Source organism: Micromonospora sp. (assembly GCF_048594385.1).
GTDB lineage: Bacteria > Actinomycetota > Actinomycetes > Mycobacteriales > Micromonosporaceae > Micromonospora > Micromonospora wenchangensis.
This window is the reverse complement of sequence record NZ_JBMDWU010000082.1, coordinates 1-20,212: the sequence shown is the minus strand read 5'-3', so window position 1 is coordinate 20,212 and position 20,212 is coordinate 1. Positions and strand designations below refer to the sequence as shown.

The 20,212-nt window shown below is 72.2% G+C and carries 14 protein-coding genes; 4 read left to right on the top strand and 10 right to left on the bottom strand.

Annotated features, from left to right (window positions below; genetic code table 11):
* Positions 1-73 precede the first annotated feature (73 nt).
* The 3 genes from ACOJTC_RS03910 to ACOJTC_RS03900 form a co-directional block, all read right to left on the bottom strand.
* Entirely contained in the window at positions 74-1,396 is a 1,323-nt protein-coding gene (locus ACOJTC_RS03910; protein WP_420115777.1) for a cellulose binding domain-containing protein, read from the bottom strand.
* 76 nt (positions 1,397-1,472) lie between these two features.
* Complete coding sequence (locus tag ACOJTC_RS03905; protein WP_420115776.1) at positions 1,473-2,837, bottom strand: glycoside hydrolase family 43 protein; 1,365 nt, start codon at positions 2,835-2,837, stop codon at positions 1,473-1,475.
* 14 nt (positions 2,838-2,851) lie between these two features.
* Complete coding sequence (locus tag ACOJTC_RS03900) at positions 2,852-4,351, bottom strand: glycoside hydrolase family 43 protein (RefSeq protein ID WP_420115775.1); 1,500 nt, start codon at positions 4,349-4,351, stop codon at positions 2,852-2,854.
* A gap of 497 nt (positions 4,352-4,848) precedes the next feature.
* On the opposite strand from ACOJTC_RS03900, the gene ACOJTC_RS03895 reads away from it, so the two are divergent.
* The gene (locus ACOJTC_RS03895; protein ID WP_420115774.1) at positions 4,849-6,075 is read left to right on the top strand and encodes a cellulose binding domain-containing protein; all 1,227 of its coding nucleotides are present in this window, start codon (positions 4,849-4,851) and stop codon (positions 6,073-6,075) included.
* A 27-nt stretch (positions 6,076-6,102) separates the two neighbouring features.
* Here the strand turns inward: ACOJTC_RS03895 and ACOJTC_RS03890 are convergent, their stop codons facing one another.
* The 3 genes from ACOJTC_RS03890 to ACOJTC_RS03880 all read right to left on the bottom strand — a co-directional run bounded on the left by ACOJTC_RS03890 (position 6,103) and on the right by ACOJTC_RS03880 (position 11,464).
* Complete coding sequence (locus tag ACOJTC_RS03890) at positions 6,103-8,460, bottom strand: low temperature requirement protein A (RefSeq protein WP_420115773.1); 2,358 nt, start codon at positions 8,458-8,460, stop codon at positions 6,103-6,105.
* A gap of 274 nt (positions 8,461-8,734) precedes the next feature.
* The gene (locus tag ACOJTC_RS03885) at positions 8,735-10,219 is read right to left on the bottom strand and encodes a ricin-type beta-trefoil lectin domain protein (RefSeq protein ID WP_420115772.1); all 1,485 of its coding nucleotides are present in this window, start codon (positions 10,217-10,219) and stop codon (positions 8,735-8,737) included.
* A gap of 186 nt (positions 10,220-10,405) precedes the next feature.
* Positions 10,406-11,464 carry a polysaccharide deacetylase family protein gene (locus ACOJTC_RS03880; RefSeq protein WP_420115771.1) on the bottom strand — a complete coding sequence of 353 codons (1,059 nt, stop codon included), beginning with the start codon at positions 11,462-11,464 and terminating at the stop codon, positions 10,406-10,408.
* Between the two features lie 242 nt (positions 11,465-11,706).
* Here ACOJTC_RS03880 and ACOJTC_RS03875 point away from each other — a divergent pair, with 242 nt between their 5' ends.
* The gene (locus ACOJTC_RS03875; protein WP_420115770.1) at positions 11,707-12,402 is read left to right on the top strand and encodes a histidine phosphatase family protein; all 696 of its coding nucleotides are present in this window, start codon (positions 11,707-11,709) and stop codon (positions 12,400-12,402) included.
* A gap of 5 nt (positions 12,403-12,407) precedes the next feature.
* Here the strand turns inward: ACOJTC_RS03875 and ACOJTC_RS03870 are convergent, their stop codons facing one another.
* The 4 genes from ACOJTC_RS03870 to ACOJTC_RS03855 all read right to left on the bottom strand — a co-directional run bounded on the left by ACOJTC_RS03870 (position 12,408) and on the right by ACOJTC_RS03855 (position 16,773).
* Positions 12,408-14,561 carry a peptidase domain-containing ABC transporter gene (locus ACOJTC_RS03870; protein WP_420115769.1) on the bottom strand — a complete coding sequence of 718 codons (2,154 nt, stop codon included), beginning with the start codon at positions 14,559-14,561 and terminating at the stop codon, positions 12,408-12,410.
* Positions 14,558-15,550 carry a TIGR04500 family putative peptide maturation system protein gene (locus tag ACOJTC_RS03865; RefSeq protein WP_420115768.1) on the bottom strand — a complete coding sequence of 331 codons (993 nt, stop codon included), beginning with the start codon at positions 15,548-15,550 and terminating at the stop codon, positions 14,558-14,560. The genes ACOJTC_RS03870 and ACOJTC_RS03865 overlap by 4 nt, the downstream gene beginning before the upstream one ends.
* Entirely contained in the window at positions 15,547-16,530 is a 984-nt protein-coding gene (locus tag ACOJTC_RS03860; protein ID WP_420115767.1) for an MvdC/MvdD family ATP grasp protein, read from the bottom strand. Before ACOJTC_RS03860 ends, ACOJTC_RS03865 begins: the two co-directional genes overlap by 4 nt.
* Before the next feature lie 69 nt (positions 16,531-16,599).
* Positions 16,600-16,773, bottom strand: a complete 174-nt coding sequence (locus ACOJTC_RS03855) for a putative ATP-grasp target RiPP (RefSeq protein WP_204925348.1) — start codon at positions 16,771-16,773, stop codon at positions 16,600-16,602.
* Between the two features lie 132 nt (positions 16,774-16,905).
* On the opposite strand from ACOJTC_RS03855, the gene ACOJTC_RS03850 reads away from it, so the two are divergent.
* Together ACOJTC_RS03850 and ACOJTC_RS03845 are read left to right on the top strand one after the other, a co-directional pair.
* Positions 16,906-18,300: a helix-turn-helix transcriptional regulator gene (locus ACOJTC_RS03850; RefSeq protein WP_420115766.1), complete on the top strand. Its 1,395-nt coding sequence runs from the start codon at positions 16,906-16,908 to the stop codon at positions 18,298-18,300.
* A 343-nt stretch (positions 18,301-18,643) separates the two neighbouring features.
* The gene (locus ACOJTC_RS03845; RefSeq protein ID WP_420115765.1) at positions 18,644-20,125 is read left to right on the top strand and encodes an endo-1,4-beta-xylanase; all 1,482 of its coding nucleotides are present in this window, start codon (positions 18,644-18,646) and stop codon (positions 20,123-20,125) included.
* The last annotated feature ends 87 nt before the right edge of the window (positions 20,126-20,212 follow it).

Sequence of the window (20,212 nt, the reverse complement as noted above, 5' to 3'; positions counted from 1 at the left end):
CCGCGGGCGCCCCGCGGCGGGCGCGCCGGCGCCCGCCCCCCCCCCCCCCCCCCCCCCGCGACCGGTACGGCGGTTACCTGGTGCAGGTGACGCCGTTGAGCGTGAACGTCGGCGGCGCGGCGGCGTTGCCGGTGTGGTTGGCCTGGAAGCCGATGCTGACCGAGGCGCCGGGGGCGATGGTCGGGTTGTAGCTGACGTTGCGGGCGGTGACCTGGCCGGAGGCGGGCGTGTAGGTGGCGTTCCACCCGGAGGTGATGCTCTGCCCGCCGGGCAGGGTGAAGACCAGCGACCAGCCGTTGACCGGGGTGCTGCCGGTGTTGGTGACGGTGAGGTCCTCGGTCAGGCCGGTGCTCCACGCGTTGACCGTCGCGGTGACCGCGCAGCCCCCGCCGCCCGGCGGTGGGGTGGTCGGTGCGGGTGTGGTCGGGCCGGGTGTGGTGGGCGCCGGGGTGGTGGGCGCGGGCGTGGTCGACGTGAACTGGGTGAAGAACCGCCACGTCTCGGCCGGCAGCCAGGTGCGGGTGCCGCTGTCACCGGGTGCGCCGTCCTGCGGGGCGGCGATGTGCCCCTCGTCGAAGGCCGCCCACACCACCGGGTACCCGGCGCGGCAGCCCGAGTAGGTGGTGCTGCGGTGGGTCAGGCTGCCCTGGCTCGGCTCGGGCGGGTTCTGCGCGGTGCAGCCGTTGTTGCGGACGAACCGGTCGCGCAGCGTACGCCCGCCGGCGATGGAGAGCACGCCGTCGCGGATGCCGTGCGCGCCGAAGTAGGCGATCGGTTGGGTGCCGCCGCTGCATCCGCTGAGCTGCCCGCCGGAGTAGACCGCCACCGCCCGGAAGACGGTGGGCCGGGCACAGGCGACCGCGTAGCTCATCGCGCCGCCGTAGCTGAAGCCGAGGGCGAACCGCTGGGTGGTGTCCACGCACAGCCCGGCCTCGACCCGGCTGAGGATGTTGTCGACGAAGGTGATGTCCTCCCCACCGGCGTTGCCCCAGCCGTTGTTCAGGCCCTGGGGCGCGACGAAGATGGTGCTGTTGTTCGCCAGTCGTTGCAGGCCGTAGTAGGACCACACGTCGCGCTGCACGGTCTGACCGGTGGCGACGTCGGTGGCGGTGCCGCCGACCCAGTGGAAGCCGAGCACCAGCCGGTACTGCCGGTTGACGTCGTAGCCGTCGGGCACCCGCAGGATGAAGCTGCGGTTCTTGCCGTTGCTGGTGATGGTGTGGGTGCCGCTGGCCAGGGTCGGGGCCTTCCCGCAGCCGGCCGTCGCGGCGGTCGTCCCGACGTCCGCGGCGTGGGCGGAGGCGTCCAGGCCGCCGCTGACCATCGCGGTGCCCAGGCCCAGGGCCAGCAGCATCGTCGCGGCCACCGACCCGAGTCTCGATCTGCGTCCTGTCATCAGGTGTCTCCTCGTGCGTGGGGGTGGAGGTGGTCGCCGCCGGCCACGGTGGGCCGGGCGGCCGGGCGGCGGGGCGTCAGCGGAACTGCCACCAGTTGACGTTGAAGAGGTTGCCGCTGCCCCCGGCGAACCGCAGGTACACGTCCTGGGTGCCGGTGACGCCGCTGACCGGGCAGGTGACCGTGGTCCAGGTCTGCCAGCCGCCGGTCACCGGGACGGTGCAGGTGCCCACGGTGGTGCCGGTGACGCCGCCGAGCCGTACCTCGATGCGGCCACCGGTGGTCGCCGACGCGACCCGGGCGGTGAACGAACTGGCGCCGGCCCCGAAGGCGACCCCCTTGACCTTGATGTGGTCGCCGTTGTTCAGCCAGCCGACGTTCATCCCGCCCTCGCTGGACGGCTCGGTCTCCACCCCGACCGACCAGGCGATCGTCTCCGCCTCCTGGCGGACGTACGGGTTGAGCGTGCCGACCTGCGGTGCGCCGGAGGTGGTCATGGTGATCGTCGGGATGGTGCCGTCGGCGCGGTAGGCGAACTTCTCCACCGCGACCGAGCGGGTGAAACCGCCGCCGCCGGGCAACGCGCCGTTGTGGTAGAAGAAGTACGAGCCGCCGTTGAAGTCGATGACGGCGGCGTGGTTGGTGAAGCTGGCCCCCTGCCGGGGCATGATCGTCCCCCGGTAGGTCCACGGCCCGGTCGGGCCCGGCGCGGTGGAGTACGCGATGAACTCCGAGCAGCATTCGGCCGCGAACACGTTGTAGTAGAGGCCGTTGCGCTTGTAGACCCAGGGTGCCTCCTCGTACAACGTGGGTCGGCTCGGGTTGCCGCTGCGGGTGCCGAAGCCGGCGGTGGTCAGCGGAATCTGGGTCGGGCCGCCGGAGAACGAGACCATGTCGGTGTTGAGCCGCACGTACCACAGGTTGGGGTTGCCCCAGTACAGGTATGCCTGCCCGGTGTCGTCGACGAAGGCGTGCGGGTCGATCTCGCCGTTCTCCACCAGTGGTCGGCCGATGGCGTCGCGGAACGGACCGGTGGGGTTGTCGGCGACCGCGACGCCGATCGCCATCCGTCCGGTCGCCCGGTTCTTGACCGGGACGTACCAGTAGAAGCGGCCGTTGCGGTAGACGGTCTGGCCGGCCCACGCGTCGGCGCTGGCCCAGCTGAAGGTGGCGAGGCTCATCGGGGAGCCGTGGTCGGTCCAGTTGACCATGTCGGCCGACGAGTAGACGCGCCAGTCCTTCATCGTGAAGTACGTCGAGCCGTCCTCGTCGTGGCCGGTGTAGAGGTAGACCCGGCCGTTGTGTACCAGCGCCGCCGGGTCGGCCGTGTAGATGGTCTGCACGATGGGGTTGTCCGCGTGGCCGGCGACCGGGCTCAGCACGACCACGCAGAGCAGACTCGCGAGCAGTGCCGCACCGCGGCGCAGCAGGGTCCTGGTCATGGTGTCCTCCTCGGTCAGGGCGTGATGCGGAAGGTGGCGTCCTGCCTGTCGTTCAGGGCCGACCCGGCGCTGAGCGGGTCGATCCGCAGCAGGTTCCCGGCGTGCCGCAGGTACCGGTCGGGGAAGTTGGCGGAGCGGAACGACGTCCATGCCGCGTCGGCCAGGCCGGCGGTGCGGTGGAAGGTGGCGTCGGCGCGGAACGTCGCCGACCCGTCGTTCGGGTCGAGCCGGATGGCGTAGTTGCTGTGCCGCAGGAAACTGCCCGGCCGGTTCACCGACTCGAACGAGACCCCGGCGGCGTCGGACAGGCCGGCCACCATCCGCCACAACTGGTCCTGGTACGGGTCGAACGGGAACGGGTCGATCCGGCCGACGCCGTTGCTGTGCCGTACGACGTAGTCCGGCAGGTTCGACGACTTGAGCCGGACCCAGTTCGGGGTCCCCCACCGGGACACCATCGCGTTGTACTCGGCGTCGCTGATCCCGACGATCGAGCCGTGCTTGGCGTTCAACGGCGGGGTGTAGTCCCGCTGGTTGAGCGCCGTCCACGAGTTGCCGCCGATGTTCGAGGTGGACCAGATGTAGTAGTCGGCGTTGACCGGGCTGAACGAGTCGCCCCACAGCCGCCAGCCGCTGCCGTCGTTGTTCTTGACCAGCAGCGGAGCCTCGATCGCGTTGCCCATCCGTAGCCCGCTGGTGTAGGTGGTGAAGCTGTTCGGCGCCCCGGTCGAGGAGCGCGCGCCGTGCAGCAGGCCGGTGGAGAGGTTCTTGTAGTACAGGTAGGTGGTGCCGCCGTCGACGACGACATCGCCGTCGAGCACGCCGAACCCGGGGCTGAAGAACACCTGCTGGGGGCCGATGTTGACGAAGTCGCTCGTGTAGTTGACCATCAGCACGTCGCCGCCGCTGTTGCAGGAGTAGACGATGGCGTACTGGCCGCGGGCGGCGTCCCAGAACGCGGTGGGCGCCCAGGTGTGCGAGTTGGGCAGGGTGTGCATCCTGATCCGGCGGTAGCCGGTGAAGTTCGTCAGGTTGGTCGAGTCCCACACGTGCAGGTACTGGCTGTTCAGGCCGAAGTTGGTGCCCTTGAGATCGGTGGCCAGCACCACGAAGGTGCCGTCCTGCTTGCGGAACACGAACGGGTCGCGCAGGCCGAGCTGCCCCTGGGTGGGGGTGACGACGGGTTTGTTCTGGTTCAGCGGCGTCCAGTTGAGACCGTCGCGGCTCACCGCCAGGTGCAGGCCGTAGTCCGCGCCCTGGAAGCTCGGCGTCTCGGTGAAGTAGGTCATCGCGTACGCGGTGTTCGCCGCCCACGCGACGCCGGGCAGCCCGGCCACCGATGCTGCGGTGAGCGCCCCGGATGCGGCCACGGCCTTGATGAGTGCTCGTCGGCTGATCGCCACGGATCGGACCCCTTCTGTCGTGGTGCCTGGTGGTGTGCGGATGGTGGGCGGGTCGTCGCGGCGCAGGGTGAGGCTGGCCGCCACCTGCGGCCCGGACGGGTGGGAGGGCACGCTGACGCCGACGGTCGGTGGTGTCCGCCGTCGTCGGTTCCTGGTGGTGTCCGACGTCCCGTCGACCGTCGTTCTGTTAGCGTTAACAGGTGCTGCCCGGGCACCCTCAGCTGCGGTTGAGCGACGCCTCGGTTCTCCCGACCGTGCGCCACGTCCGCTGATATGGACTCTCGTGGATGAATACGTGGTCCGTCAAGATGTGACACGGACTTTCTCGAAACTTCTCCGGCCTCGGTTCGCGGCTGTCAAACCGGCTATTCCGGCCCCTCTGCGAGGTTGTAGGGCTGCTCTACCTGCGGTTATCCGATCGGACGGGAGAAGTGGCCGCCGGGCAAGTCATGTGATGTTTGCGTTAACAGTTTCGAGGTATGGTGAGTGCGGCGGTGGGTGGCTGTCGTGCCCGGCGTCGGTACCGGTCGGGTCGGAGCTGGCCGGAACCGCGCACCGGATGATGTAAGCCGTTGACAAGCGTCGATGTGTTGCCGCACGGTGGACGCATGCCAGGGGTCCGTTCGTCCGCGCCGCGCCGCCGCGTGCGGCCCGGCCTGCTCGTCGCCGTCGTCTCGTCGATCGCCGTGTTCGGCGTGGGAGCGATCGCCGTACCGGCCGCCGGTGCCGGCACCACGACGCCCCCCGGAGCGGCCGCCGGTGGGCTCCCCGGGGTCGCGCCCGCACCCGCTGCGGCGCCCCTGACGGGAGCGGCCACGACGCCGCCGCCGACCATGGCACCCACCACCCCGCCGGGCACACCGAACACCTCGCCCTTCCCGCCGGGCGTGCCCACGAACGTCACCGCCAGCCAGGTCAGGACGAGGTCGGTCACCCTCACCTGGACGGCCGCGACCCCCGGCTGCTGCGCCATCGCCGGCTACGACATCACGTACTACAGCCCCTTCGACGACGTCGTCATGTCGGCAAGCGTCGGCGACGTCACCACCACCACGATCAGCAACTACATCACCCCGGGCCGGCAGTACTCGTTCCGCGTCTCCGCCCGGGACGTCGTCGGGCACCGCTCCCTGGCGTCGGAGCCGGTCACCGTGGTCACCCCGGTCACCGACACCGGGCCGGACACCACCCCGCCGAGCGCGCCGCAGAACCTGACCCTCGGCGACGTGACCGACTCGACCGCCACGCTCTCCTGGTCACCGTCGACCGACGACGTCGGGGTGAGCGGCTACAACGTCTACCGCTTCGACGGCTGGTACAGCTCGTTCCTGGTCGCCACCGTGCCGACGACGACGTACACGATCGCGCTCCCCCCGCCGCCCCCGCCGTCGACGCCGCTGCGGTACCAGTTCTACGTGCGGGCCCGCGACGCGGCCGGCAACGTCTCGATCGCCTCCAACGCGGTCTTCGCGCCGACGCCGCCCACCCCGCCGACGACGCCGATGCCGCCGCCGCCCACCTGCCGGGTGACCTACCAGAACCAGTCCGAGTGGCAGGGCGGGTTCGTCACCGTCGTGACGGTCCAGAACACCGCGACCGCGCCGGTGGACGGCTGGACGCTCACCTTCAGCTTCCGGGGGGACCAGCGGATCACCTCCGGGTGGAACGCGACGACCAGCCAGAGCGGGACCACGGTGACGGCCCGCAACGTCGACTGGAACCGCGTCGTACCGGCGAACGGCTCGGTGAGCTTCGGCATCCAGGGCAGCTGGAGCACCAGCAACGCGCCACCGACCAGCTTCGGGCTCAACGGCAGCCCCTGTACCGTCGGCTGAGCCCCGGGCGGGCCGCCGGGAACCGGGTCACGTCCGGGCGGGCCGCCGGGTCCGTGGGTCACCCTCCTGCACCGCCTCGACGACGGCGAAGCCGACGCCGAGCACGGTCAGCAGCAGCAACGAGACCACGGACGGCAGCGCGACGGTCACCGGCGCGAGGACGGTGACCACCACCGCGCCGATGAGCCGGTGGGGGCTGACCGTCCGGAAGATCCGCAGCCAGAACATCTGGTTGCCGAACAGGTACAACGCCACCCCGAAGAACAGCATGTAGTGGCCCAGCAGGGCGCTGTGCCGCTCCTGGGACGCGGCCAGGGTCTGGTGCAGGCCGTAGGCGACCAGGACGATCCCGGCCATCATCGGCAGGTGCAGATAGGTGTACGCGTCCCGCGCGGCGCGGACCCGACGGTCCCCCTCGTAGGCCCCGAGGGCGATCCGGGCCGCGTCGATGCCGGTGAAGTAGCTCCACCAGATCGTGCCGAGGGCCACCACCGACGCGACGACGACGACCAGCGTGGGGGCGGAGATCGGCACGTTGTTGATGGAGATGCCGACGGAGAGGACCGCCTCGCCGACGGCGATCAGGATGACCAGGGCGTGCCGGTCGGCCCAGTGCCGGACCAGCCTGATCCGCCACAGCCGCCCACCGGCCCAGTACCCGGCGACGTACTGCACGAGCAGCGCGGCCACCCAGAGCAGCGTGACGGCGGGGTGCCGGGCGACCGCGTCGGGGGCGACCACCTCGACGACGACGATCACCAGCAGGATGGCGATGGTGGCGGTCGTGGCGACGAACCGGGTCCGGGTGCCCCGCAGGTCGGAGTTCTCCCGGACGAGCTGCCGGAAGATCAACCCCTGCATGAGCTGGACGCCGATGTAACACCCGACGACCAGCAGCGGGCCGGGGAGGCTGCCGGGCAGGGGGACGAAGGCCTGCGGGATCGCCAGCCCGATCAGCAGCACCGCCGTCATGATGCCCGCCGTGCACAACCGCACCAACGTGCTGTCGTGCCGCACGGCGTTGGCGAGCCAGGTGTACGACGTCCAGGCCCACCACAGCAGCGCCAGCAGGATCATGCCCTGGGCCAGGCCGAGCAGGGTCGGAAACCGGTTCATCACCGCGGTGACCTCGATGAAGGCGTACACGAACACGAGGTCGACGAAGAGTTCCCGAGGGTCGACCGTCCCGACGTGGAGGCTCTCCTGCTCGACCGACTCGTGAAGTTGCCGGTGTTTCCGCCGGAAGAGGGTGTTGTCCAGCACCAGCATCGTGCAGACGGCGGCGACGAGCACCACCAGCGCCTGCACCGCGGTCAGCCGTCCGACCACCGTCAGCAGCGCCAGCAGCAGCGCCACCCCCACCAGCGGACCCCGACCCAGCAACCGGACCGCCCGCCACTCCACCACGACGAGCGCGCCCAGATAGAGCAGCACACCGCCGTACAGGACGGCGACGCCGGCCGACGGCCACGGGTGGGTGCTCTTCGGGGTGGTGTGCGTGTTGAGATACTTCAGCCCCAGCGCGAAGAAGATCAACCCGCCGATCATGGGCAGGTGCAGCCCGCTGTAGACGTCTCGACCGACCCGGGCGCGGTCCCGCCCGGAGCTGGCCCGCAGGGCCCGTTCGATGATCACCTTGGCCAGGTCGAAGTAGCTCCACCACAGCGCGAAGACCACGGTGATGCCCAGCACCGCCCCGACGGCCAACTGGGAGGTCACCGGGCGGTCCACCCCGAGCCCCTCGCTGGCGCCGATCGAGATGATCGTCTCGCCGAGCGCGATGAGCACGATCAGGGCGTGCCGTTCGGCCAGGTGCCAGGGCGAGACGACCCGCCAGCCGCCCTTGCTGGCCGCCACGAGGATCAGCGAGTCGATCATGAGAGCGCTCGCGAACAGCACAGCCTGCACCAGGGCGGCGTCGACGACCGCCGGCAGCAGCGGCGGCACCAGGTAGGAGGCGAGCAGCACCAGCCCACCGGCGATGAAGATCAACCAGGCGGCGACCACCGACGGCTGTCCGCCCTCGCCCCGGTGGCTGACGAACGTGAGGACGACCATGGCGGTCGCCCTGATCAGCAGATATCCGCAGATCAGCACCATCGGGCCGGGCAGCCCGCCGGCCCGGTCGGTGAACGCCTCGGGTATCGCGACCCCGATCGCCAACAGGGCGGCGGCGATGCCGAGCATGATCGGGGGCATGATCCCCCGGTCGAGGTGCACCACGTTGCCCAGCCAGACACACGGGGTCCAGCAGTGCCAGAGAAGGAGGATGACGAGCACGCCCTGGACCAACCCGAGGGGGCTGAAATGCTCGGCCATCAGCGTGGTGACGGCCAGGAACGCGAACACGAAGAGCAGATCGACGAAGAGCTCGACCCAGCTCACATCGCCGATGGCCCCGGGGTCACGGGCCACCAGACGCCGACCCCCGGCTGTCGGGTGTGGCGCGGGATCATCCCTCCGCACCCGATAAGCCTCGCAAACCGGACACGGCTTGTCCCGCCAACGTCGATTAGCGGAGCGAACGGTCGGCGCCGGGCGGAATGCACCTCCGCCGCGTACGCCCACCGGGAGCGGGCCGGTGTCTCCCGTATTCAGGGAGACGCCGGCCCGGTCCGCGTGGTGCGGCGGCGGTCGCCGGTCGGTGCCGGTCGGGCCGTCAGGTCAGGGGCGTCAGGGTGAACCGCTGGTTGGTCTGCCCGTGACAGTCGTAGAGCTGGACCTGCGCCCCGTTGGCCGTGCTCCAGACGTCCAGGCACCGCCCGGACTGCACGCTGCTGATGGTGCCGTTGGCGTTGACGTTCCACTGCTGGTTGGTCTGGCTGTGGCAGCCGTAGATCTGGACCGCCGCACCGTTGCCGGACCCGGCCGCGTCCAGGCACATGTCGCCGTACACCCGGAGTTGTTTGTTCGTGGTGTACGTCCACGACTGGTTGGTCCCGCGGTTGCAGTCCCAGAGCTGCACCCGGGTGCCGTTGGCGCGGGAGGCGTTGGGCACGTCGAGGCACCGGTTGGACTGCGCGCCGACGATCAGGCTGGCGGCGCCGGGCGGGTTGCTCGGCGGCGGCGTGGTCGGCGGCGGGGTGGTCGGGATCGGCGGCGGGGTGTCCGACGGGATCGGCGGCGGGGTGGTCGCGGTCGGCGGCAGCAGCGGGCAGGTGCTGCGGTAGCTGACCACGCCGCTGTTGTCCGCCAGCGGGCAGAGGAACTGGCTGTACCGGGCGTCGTTGTCGACGAACATCTTGAGGAACGGCAGCATGGTCCGGATCAGCACCGGGTTCGACCGGCCGACCATGAACCCGTGGTCGGCCCCCGCGACCTCCAGGTAGGCGCTCTCGGTCGTGGCCGGGATGCTGTTGTACAGGCCGGAGGCATAGGACGGGGTGACCACCGTGTCCGCCTGCCCGGCGAAGACCATCGTGGGCACCCGGTCGTTGGCCAGGTTCGACGACGGCGAGTACGGCGCGATGCCGACCGCCGCCTTCAACGCCGGGCGGCGCAGGGCCGCGCTGAGCGCCCCGCCGCCACCCATCGAGTGACCGGAGACGGCCAGCCGGGTGGGGTCGATCCGGTCCCGGACCGGGCTCTGCTGCACCAGGTAATCCAGTGCGGCGAGCAACTGGGTGCCCCGGGCGGTGTCGAAGTCGTTGCGGCTGTTGGTCTCGATGCCGATCACGACGAAGCCGTGCGAGGCCAGCCACGGCCCCATCCAGGCCAGCTCGACGGAGAACAGCGCGGTGTAGCCGGGCGAGATGGCGACCGCCCCGAAGGTGCCCTGACTGGTGTCGGTCGGGTAGTAGATCCGTCCGCCGTTGAAGCCGTACCCGGTCGGGACGGCGACCGAGGTGTTGGCGAACGGACCGTTCACGGACGCGACGCTGCTCCGGGTCGGGTCGGGGCCCCGCTGGTACGGGTTGTCGGCGGCCGAGGCCGTGCCGGTCGTCACCGTCATGGTGAACAACCCGACGAGGGCGGCGGCGATCCCGGCCGCGGCGAGCGTGACCAGCCGGCGTCGTCGACGGGGGGAGACCCGGGCCGGGTGGGGCTGTGCCGGGGGCGGGGAGTGCGGTGCGTGTCCTCGCACTGTCGGTACCTCCTGGTGGTGGTGGGTGGCCCGTGGCGTGCTGTTAACGTTCACGTTCATCGATGGATTTCAGGTTGGCAGGTAATCCCGGGGTTTTCAACCGGTAGTTTCGAGCAGGTGACTGAAAAGTTTCGGGTCCGCCTCGACGGGCGGTCGTGCGGCGGCCCCCCCCGCACGCCGTGACGTCCGGGGAGGGCCGGTGGTCGGGGAGGGGCCTGCGGGCCCCGGTCGGGTGCCGCCCGCCGGTCAGCCGGTGATGCACGACCGGATCTGCGGCCGGGCGCCGCTGTTGCCGTTCATCATCGTGGTGAAGCCGAAGGTGTTGCCGCTGCCGTTGGACCGCATCGTCATCACGTAACCGGAGCTGTCCCAGCTGGGCGTGCCGTTCCAGGTGGTGTTGACCTTCTGCGGCGCGGTCAGCGCCACCACCACCGTCCAGTTGCTGCCGCCCTGGACCGTCACCGAGGTGTTGTACCGGTCGCCCCACACGTTCGGGTACGTCGCCGTCGCGGTGCACGTCCCACCGGCCGGCGGGGTGGTCGGCGTGCCGGTGGGCGGGGTGGTCGGGGGGTTGGTCGGCGGGGTGCCGTCCGGGGCCACCGCCCGGCCGGTGCTCGGCGAGATCATGCCCGGGCAGAGGCCACGGCTGTTCAGGTTGGCCATGATCTGCGGAATCGCGTCGCGGGTGTTCTGGATGCCGTCGTGCATCAGGATCACCTGGCCGTTCTGGAGCCGGCCGGCGTTGGAGACGATCTGGCTGACGCTGGCACCGTTCCAGTCCTGGGAGTCGACGTCCCAGATCACCTGGCGCATGCCGAGCGACGAGGCGACCGACTGGAGGGTCGAGTTGGTCTCGCCGTAGGGCGGGCGGAACAGCTGCGGCCGTACGCCGGTCGCCGACTGGATCGCCGAGTTGGTCTGGGAGAGGTCGGACTGCATCTGGCTCTGACCCATCGAGGTCATGTGCGCGTGGTTCCAGCTGTGGTTGCCGATCCACATGCCGGCGTCGACCTGGGCCCGGGCGGCGGACGGGTTGCCCTGCACGTTCTGCCCGACGTTGAACATGGTCGCCCGGACGTTGTTGGCGCGCAGCACGTTCAGCAGCGCGCTGGTGCTGCCGGTCGGTCCGTCGTCGAAGGTGAGACCGACGTAGCCGTTGCAGGCGGCGGCGCTGGACGGGGTGGCGGAGACCGCGACGCCGACGGCGCCCAGCGCCACGGTGGTGGCGAGCACCGCCAGCCGGACGGTCAGGCGGGAGGCTCGGGAGCGGGACGGGTGACCGGAGCCACCGGTGCTGGAGATCATGCGCAGGTCCTCCTGGGGGCGGTGCTGCCTGGGGATGCGGGGTTCTATCGAGATACGTTGATGTCGCTGTGAATCGGAGTATTGCAGCGGCATTTCGAACGCGTCAACGACTTTCGGAAACTTTCGGAAACGTGTTCGGTCGGGGGCGTCGAGGCCGGCGAGCTGCCGGGTACCGCCGTCGTTGCGGCAGCGTCCCGCCGCCCGGGGTCGCCCCGCACCGGCTGCTGCCGGACAGTGGAGCCGTGGACACCGTCGCGGAGTTGACCATCGTCCGGCACGGGCAGAGCGTCGCCAACGTCGCGTTCGCCGAGGCCCACACGCGGGGCGTCGCCACCCACGGGCTCACCGGGCGCGACGCCGACGTCCCGCTGTCACCGCTGGGCCGGCGACAGGCCACCCGGCTCGGCCGCTGGCTCGCGGCGCAACCCGCCGACCGGCGTCCCGACCACGTCGTCTGCTCCCCGTACCGGCGGGCCCGGCAGACCTGGGCGCGGGTGGCGGACACCGCCGCCGCCCTCGGCGTCGCCCCGGTCCCGGTCGACCTCGACGGGCGGCTGGTCGACCGGCTCATGGGTGAGCTGGAACTCCTGACCCCGCTGATGATCGCCGAACGGTTCCCCGCCGAGGCGGCCCGGCTCGCTGCCGACGGCCTCCACGCCTACCGGCCACCCGGCGGCGAGACGTTCGACGACGTCGCCGCCCGCGTCCGCGCCGCCCCGGCCGACCTGCACCGCCGGCACGCCGGACGCCGGGTGTGGGTGGTGGCCCACGACGCCGTGGTCGTCGCCGCCCGGCACGTCCTGGAGGGGCTGCCGTTCGCCGACCTCGACGCGGTCCTCGCCACCACCCCGGTCGCCAACACCTCACTCACCCGCTATGCGGCCACCCACGGCCGCCTCGACCTCGTCGAGTTCGCCGCCGTCCCGCACGCGCCGTGACCGGCTCAGCGGACCGGGTCGGGCCACGACCGGACGGCACCGGGCACCCCGGCCAGCCGGGCGAACGGTCCACCGGCGGCCAGCAGCACCCCGGGTGGTCCGCTCTCCACCAGCCGCCCCCGGTCGAGCACCAGCACCAGGTCGGCGTCCGCGACCGTCGACAGCCGGTGCGCGATCACCAGCCGGGTCACCGGCAACGTCCGCAGGTTCGCCTCGACGGCCGCCTCGGTCACCGTGTCCAGCGCGCTGGTCGCCTCGTCCAGGATGAGCAGGGCCGGGTCGGCCAGCAGCGCGCGGGCGAGCGCGACCCGCTGCCGTTGCCCGCCGGACAGGCCGACGCCGCCGTCGCCGAGGTGGGTGTGCAGCCCCATCGGCAGGGCCGCCACGTCGTCGTGCAGCGCGGCCAGCCGGACCGCCCGGTCGACGGCCGCGTCGCAGGCGTCCGGGCGGGACAGCGTCAACGCCTCGCGCAGGGTGCCCGCGCCGAGGTAGGTCTCCTGCAGGACCACCCCGATCTGCCGGCGCACCGAGGACAGGTCCAGCGTGGCGAGGTCGTGGCCGTCGACGTGGACGCACCCCTCGGTCGGGGCGTACAGGCCGGTCAGCAGGCCGACCAGGGTGCTCTTGCCGCTGCCGGAGCCGCCCACCACCGCCACCTTGCTGCCGGGCCGGATCACGGCGGTGACGTCGCGCAGCGCCCAGGGCGACCTCCGGTCGTACCGGAAACCCACGCCGGTGAGGGTGACCAGCCCGGTGAGCCGGGGCGCCGGCATACCCGGGGTGGGCTGCTCGACCGGTGCGTCCACGATGTCGGCCAGCCGGTCCACGGTGGGGGCGAGCAGGGTGAACGACGGCAGCCGCTGGGCCAGCGCGACCGCCGGGGTGATCGCGGCCACCGCGAGCGCGGCCAGGCCGGCGGCCCGTCCCGGTGAGTCGGCCTGCCGGACCGCGACCAGCAGCATCAGCACCGGGCACGCCATCGACCAGGCGGCGAGCAGCGCGTCCGCGACCGCCGTCAGCCGGGCCAACCGGTGCGCCGCCGACACACCCCTGTCGAACGACTCCTGCCAGCGCTCCCGTATCCGCTGCTGGGCCCCGGCGACCCGGATCGCCGCCATGCCCTGCACCGCCTCGGAGAGCCGGGCCGCCTCCTCACCGGAGGCGAGCAGTTCCTCCCGTTGCAGCGCGCCGGAGCGGCGGCCGACCCACAGCGCCGTACCCGCCTGCACCGCGATCACGGCGGCGGCCACCAGCCCCAGCACCGGGGCCAGCACGGTCACCACGGTCAGGTAGCCGACCACCAGCAGCCCGTCCAGGGCGGTGGCGACCAGCGCCGACGCCAGCAGGTCCCGGACACCGGCCACCGCCCGGACCCGGTCGACCAGGTCACCGGCCGACCGGCGGTGGAAGTACCGGTAGACCACCTCGAACAGCCGGTGCACCGTCTCGGTGCCGAGCCGGCTGCCGATGCGTCGTTGCAGGCCGGTCACGGTCAGCCCCCGGACCAGGGACAACGCCCCGGTGAGCAGGGCCAGCGCGGCGACGGCCGCGAGCCAGGTCGTCGCCGGGGGCGCGGCGGCGTCGATGAGCGCGGCGGTCGCCCACGGCACGGCCAGGCCGGTCGCGGTGAGCAGCACCGAGGTCGCCGCCAGCAGCGCGAGCAGCCCGGTGTGCCGGCGCAGCACCGGCACCAGCAGGTCACGTACCGGTGACGGTGCCGGAGGCACCGGCGGAGCGGGACCGTCGGGTGCGGCCAGCAGCACCACCCCGGTGGTGCCGGCGCAGAACTGGGCGGGGGAGAGCCGTCGGCGGCCCACCGCCGGGTCGACCACGTCGACGCCACGGCGGCCGATCCGCTCCACCACCAGGTAGTGGTCGCCGTTCCAGTGGGCCAGCAGCGGCAACGGCAGCTCCCGCAACCGGGTGGCGTCCCGCAACAGCGCCGGCAGGGCGATCGCCCGGCAGCGCAGCCCGTGCTGCTGCGCCTCGTCGCGCAGGTCGCGCAGGCTCAGGCCGTCCCGGCCGACGTCGAGCCGGGCCCGCAGGTACGACGCGGGGACCGCCCGGCCGTGGGCGGCGAGCAGCATGGCGAGCGCGCTGGGCCCGCAGTCGGTGGCGGCGACCTGGAGCACCACCGGCACCCGTCGCCGGCCGGTCACCGGACCCGGGTCGTCCGGTCCCGGGGCAGCCAGAACCACTCGATGTCGGTGCCGGCCCGCTGCTGCGCCAGCCACTCGTCGAACATGGCCCGCTCGACCAGCGCCCGGGTGCCGTCGTCGAGGACGGCCGGCTCGCGGTCGACCACCACGGCCGTCACCGCCGTACCGGCGATGGTGGTCGGCACCGGCCCGGCGGCGTCGCGCAGCTCCGGCGGGGCCGCGACCGCCACCGTCCACAGGGTGCCGGCGGCCCGGCCGGCGCGGACGGCGGCGGCCACCGTCGCGAGCGCCGTCGCGCGGTCGGTGGGGGGCGTCCCCTCGGCGGCCCAGACGATCAGGAGCCGGTCGAACGTGGACCGGTGCGCGGCGAACCACTCCGGCAACCGGTCACCCACCACCCGGGTGCGGAGCCGGGCGACCGCCACGGTGTGGGCGATCAGGTCGGCGAAGTCCTCGGCGGTGAGCCCCCGCTCGGCGAGCCACCTGGCGGTCGACTCGGCGTCGAGCAGGCCCTTGGCCCGGCGGTACGCGTCGGCCGCCGCCTGGAGTTCGTCGTCGTCGACCTCGACCGGGTGCTGCTCCAGCTCCTCGGCGACCAGGCCGGTGTCGACCAGCCGGGCGAGCACGTCGTGGTCGTACCAGAGGAAGTCGAGGGCGGTGAGCGCCTCGCCCACCCGCAGCGTCCGGGTGCCGACCCGGGCGAGGTGGTGGTCGGAGTGCCGGACCGCCCCGCGCAGCGGCCACGGCAGTGCCGGCGTCGGACTGTACGCCACGGAGACCGTGCCGGCGGGTTCGCGCAGCAGCACGTCGAAGGCGACGGACCCGTCGGCCACCTCCTCGTCCCGCACGACCGCCGGATCGGCCCCGGGCCAGCGTTCCCGCAGCGGGGTGAGGCGTCGGCGGGCCTCGGGCAGGCCGGCGCGGTCGGCGGTCAGCTCCCGTACGAGGGCGACGGCGGCGTCGAGCAGGGCCGGGTCCAGGATGGTCACGTGGTGGCTCCGGGGGTGGGGGCGGGCGTGGTGAGCAGGTCGACCACGGCGGCGGTGATGGGCAGCCCGGTCTCCTCCTCCACCCACAGGTACTGGCCGGTGGGGTTGATCTCGATGTAGACGTACCGGTCGTCGGGGGTGACGATCAGGTCGAGGGCGCTGTAGCGCAGGCCGAGCGCGCGGGTCAGCGCCACGCACCGGGCGGCGACGTCGGCGGGCAGGTCGTAGCGGCTCAGTGGGGTGTTCCGGTCGTCCTGGCGACGCCAGTCGTGCCGGGCGTGGTTGGACCGCTGGGAGTCGATGGCGGCGGTGAACACCCGGTCGCCGACGACGGTGACCCGCAGCTCGACCCGCTTGGGCACCCGTTCCTGCGCGATGAGGGGGCAGTGACGTACCCCGTCGACGTGGCCGACGTCGCGGTGGGTGACCGGCTCGGTGAAGCGCATCAGCTCGTCGCGCAGGCTGGTCAGCCCGACCTGTTTGGTGATCATCCGGCCGCCGGTGTGGTCGAACAGGTCGAGCACGGCCCCGGGGTCGTTGCCGACGGCGGTGGCCGGCACGTCGAAACCGAGGCGCAGGGCGAGCTGGAGCTGACGGACCTTCTGCTGGGCCCGCAGCACCACCCGCCGGGGTGCGGGCAGCGCCGGCACGTCGAGGGTCTCCCAGACGTCGCCGACGAACTGCCGGCTCTCCTCGACCACGAAACCGGCGTGGGGGTCGCCCAGGTGGGGCGGGGCGACCGGGACACCGGGGCGGCGGAACCAGACGGCGGTCACCGCGTCGAGGTCGACGGTCCCGCCCGGGTCGGCGTGCCGGACCAGGGTACGGGTCAGCCGGCCATCCCGGATGGTCACCGACAGTGACGCGCGGGACGGCACGTCGGCCGGGTCGAAGCGGACCCAGCGGACGCCGCGCCGGCCCAGCTCCACCTCTACCGCGTCGGCATGCACGTCGTCGGGGGCGGTCAGGATGAGGATCATGGGTACTCCGGGCGGGGGCCCGCCGACGGCCCGGCCACCTCGGTGGGCCGGATCGTCGACGGTGACGGATCAGTCGAAGTCGGTGTCGGTGTCCGGCCGACCCCCACCGGGGATGTCGTCGATGGTCTTCGACGAGCCCGCCCCGTTGCGCGGCAGCCCACCGAGCATCCGGGCGAGCTGGTCGTCGGCCAGCTCCATCCCGTCGGTGGGAATGGTGTCGATCTGTACGGTCCTACGCTTCATGGTGCTACCTCTATCCGTTCGCGAACGCCCACCGGCCGGCTGGACCGGCAGGTGCATGCAGTCTGGGCGGCCCGGGGTGACCTGGGCACCGGGGAAATCCCCAGGGTTGGCCCCGGGTTCTACGCTCAGCCGGTGTCCACCGAGATCACGGCCGAGCGCCTGCTGTCGGCGGCCGACCGTGCCGAACCGGACGAGGCCGCGCGCCTGCTGTTCCGGGCCTTCCTCACGCTGTCCCGGACCGCCGACAGCGACCAGTTGCTCCCGCTGCTGACCCGGGTGCGGGAGGCCCACGAGGCCAGCGGCTCGGCGCGGACCGCACTGATCTACCGCACCCTGGCGGGGACGGCGGCCACCCGGGCCGGCCTGGCCGAGGGCCCGGAGCACCTCGACGCCGCCGTACGCATCTTCGACGAGCACGCCTTCGGTGACGACCCGGTACTGGTGGAGTGCGCGTTGACCGCCGTGATGACGCTGATGCGTCCGCACGAGGCGCGCCGGTTCGCTCCGCTGCTCGCCGGCCTGGACCTGCCGCCGGAGGACCGGGCCCGGCTGCTCGCCCTGGTCGGGGTCGGTGACTGCTGGGCGGGAAACCTGGTCCGGGGTCAGGCCGAGTTGCGGGAGGCGGCCCGGCTGGCCGCGCAGTGCGGCACCCCCGACGTGCAGGCCGAGGCGACCTCCTGGCTGGCCAAGTGCGACGCGCTGCGCGGTGACCTGGACGATGCCGCCGTCCACCTGGACCAGGCCCGCGAGCTGGCGGCGCAGGTCGGTTCGGCCTGGGTGGCCCGCCACCTGCCCGAGTGCACGGCCGCGCTGGCGTTCGCCCGGGGTGACCGGGAGACCTGGGCCGGGCTGCTCGAACTCGTGGTGGCCAGGGACGTCGGGGCGACCGCCGGCCTCCAGTACGAGCACCGCTGGGAGCTGGCCACCTACCACGCCCTCGCCGGCCGGTCCCGGCTGGCGGGCGACCTGCTCGCCGGGGTCGACGACCCGCCGGCCTCCTGGCCGGGCGGACCGGTGCTGCCGGCGTGGCGGGCCTGGATCCTCGACCCGGGCACGGCCACCACGGTGGCCCTCACTGCTGCGGTGGACCTGCTGACCCGCCCGGTCGAGCGGTTGCTCGCCGCCCGGGTGGCCTGGTTGCTGGGTGTGCACCACGGGCGGGCCGGCCGGCGGGGCGAGGCGGCCCGGCTGCTGGAGCAGGCGTGCGCGGGGTACGCCCGGACCGGTGCCGCCGGGATGCTCACGCTGGTGATGCGGGATCTGCGGTCCCTCGGCACGCCCGCGACGGGTGCCGGTGTTCCGCTGGTCGCCGATCCGCCGTTCCCGGTGCCGGCCGGGGAGTCGACGCTGACCGAGGCCGAGGCCCGGGTCGCCACCGCGATCGCCAACGGGCTCAGCAACCGGGAGGCGGCGCAGCGGCTCTTCGTCTCGGTGAAGACGATCGAGTTCCACCTGGGCAACATCTTCCGCAAGCTCGGCGTCCGTAACCGTACGGAGTTGGCGGCCCGGCGGACGCGTACCCGCTGAGCGTGCCGCCGGTCCGTGGTCGGGCCGTCGCGCAGGGTAAACCCCGCCGGACCGGGCTGGACACCTGTCGCAGATCGAATCCATTCGATATAGCATCACGGCAGGGCAGCGTCACCCCGCACGGGCGTAGGACGCGGAGTGTTCGCCATCCACCGGGCGGACCGGGCAGCCGACCGGTGGTCACCGACGAGGGCGCGGCCGGGTCGACACCGGCTCGACGTCCCCTGTGACGTGCTGGTCCCGCCGCAGGCGCGGTGTCCCGGTCGTCGATCCCACGAGCGGTCGACCGGTCGCGTGCCCGTCCGGCGGTGACCGGACGGAACACCGAGGAGGAAACGCACAGATGAACGACGTACCCGCTCGACCGCAACGCCGTACCAGGAGGGCCAGCCGGCTGCTGCTGGGCGGTGCCTGCGCCCTGGCGATCACCGTGTCGTCGATGGCCGTGGCGACCCTGGCCCACGCCGACCTCAGCGGACCGCCCGGGACCACGCTGAAGGCCGCCGCCGAACGCAGCGGCCGGTACTTCGGGGCCGCGATGGGGGCGGACCGGCTCAACGACTCCGGCTTCCTGAACATCGCCAGCCGCGAGTTCGACATGATGACGGCCGTCAACGAGATGAAGCCCGACGCGACCGAGCCCAACCCCGGCCAGTTCGACTTCAGCCGGGGTGACGCGATCTACAACTGGGCCACCCAGCGTGGCATGCGGTTCCGGGGCCACACCCTGGCCTGGCACGCCCAGCAGCCGCGGTTCTGGGGCAGCCTGAGCGGCAGCGCGCTGCGGCAGGCGATGATCAGCCACATCAACGGCGTGATGGCCCACTACAAGGGCAAGCTCTACGCCTGGGACGTGGTGAACGAGGCGTACGCCGAGAACGGCACCCGCCGCTCGTCGAACCTCCAGTCCACCGGCAACGACTGGATCGAGGTGGCCTTCCGCACCGCGCGGGCCGCCGACCCCTCGGTCCAGCTCTGCTACAACGACTACAACATCGAGAACTGGACGTACGCCAAGACGCAGGGCGTCTACAACATGATCAAGGACTTCAAGGCGCGCGGCGTCCCGATCGACTGCGTCGGTCTGCAGACCCACTTCACCGGGGGCAGTTCGCTGCCGGGCAACTTCCAGCAGACGCTGTCCAGCTTCGCCGCCCTCGGGGTGGACGTGGCGCTGACCGAGGCCGACGTCACCAACGCCTCGACCAGCCAGTACCAGGGCCTGACCCAGGCGTGCATGAACGTCCCGCGCTGCGTCGGCATCACCACCTGGGGCATCCGGGACAGCGACTCCTGGCGGGGCAACGAGAACCCGCTGCTGTTCGACCGCAACAGCAACCCGAAGCCGGCGTACACCTCCGTCCTCAACGCGCTCAACGCGGCCTCCACCACGGTGCCGGGGACCTCGACCCCGCCGCCCACCACCCCGCCGACGACGCCACCGACCACCCCGCCCACCACGCCGCCGACCACCCCACCGACCAGCGCTCCGCCGACCACGCCGCCGCCGACCGGGCAGCCGGGCGGCTGCACCGCGACGTACCGCACGGTCAGCAGCTGGACCGGCGGCTTCCAGGGTGAGGTCGTCGTGGCCAACACCGGCTCCACCGCCATCACCGGCTGGACGGTGCAGCTGACGCTGGCCAGCGGGCAGACCATCGCCAACGTCTGGAACGGCAGCAACACCGGCACCAGCGGCACGGTCAGCATCCGCAACGCCGCCTACAACGGCTCCATCAGCCCGAACGCCTCGACCACCATCGGTTTCCTGGTCAACGGCAACAGCAGCACCGCACCCGGCAACCTCTCCTGCACCAGCTCCTGACGGCAGGGGCGTCCCGACGCCGACCGTGGTAATCGTCACGCGCAGTTTCGAAAGCTGGTTCAGCGTCGCTTTCGTCGGCGGGCTCGT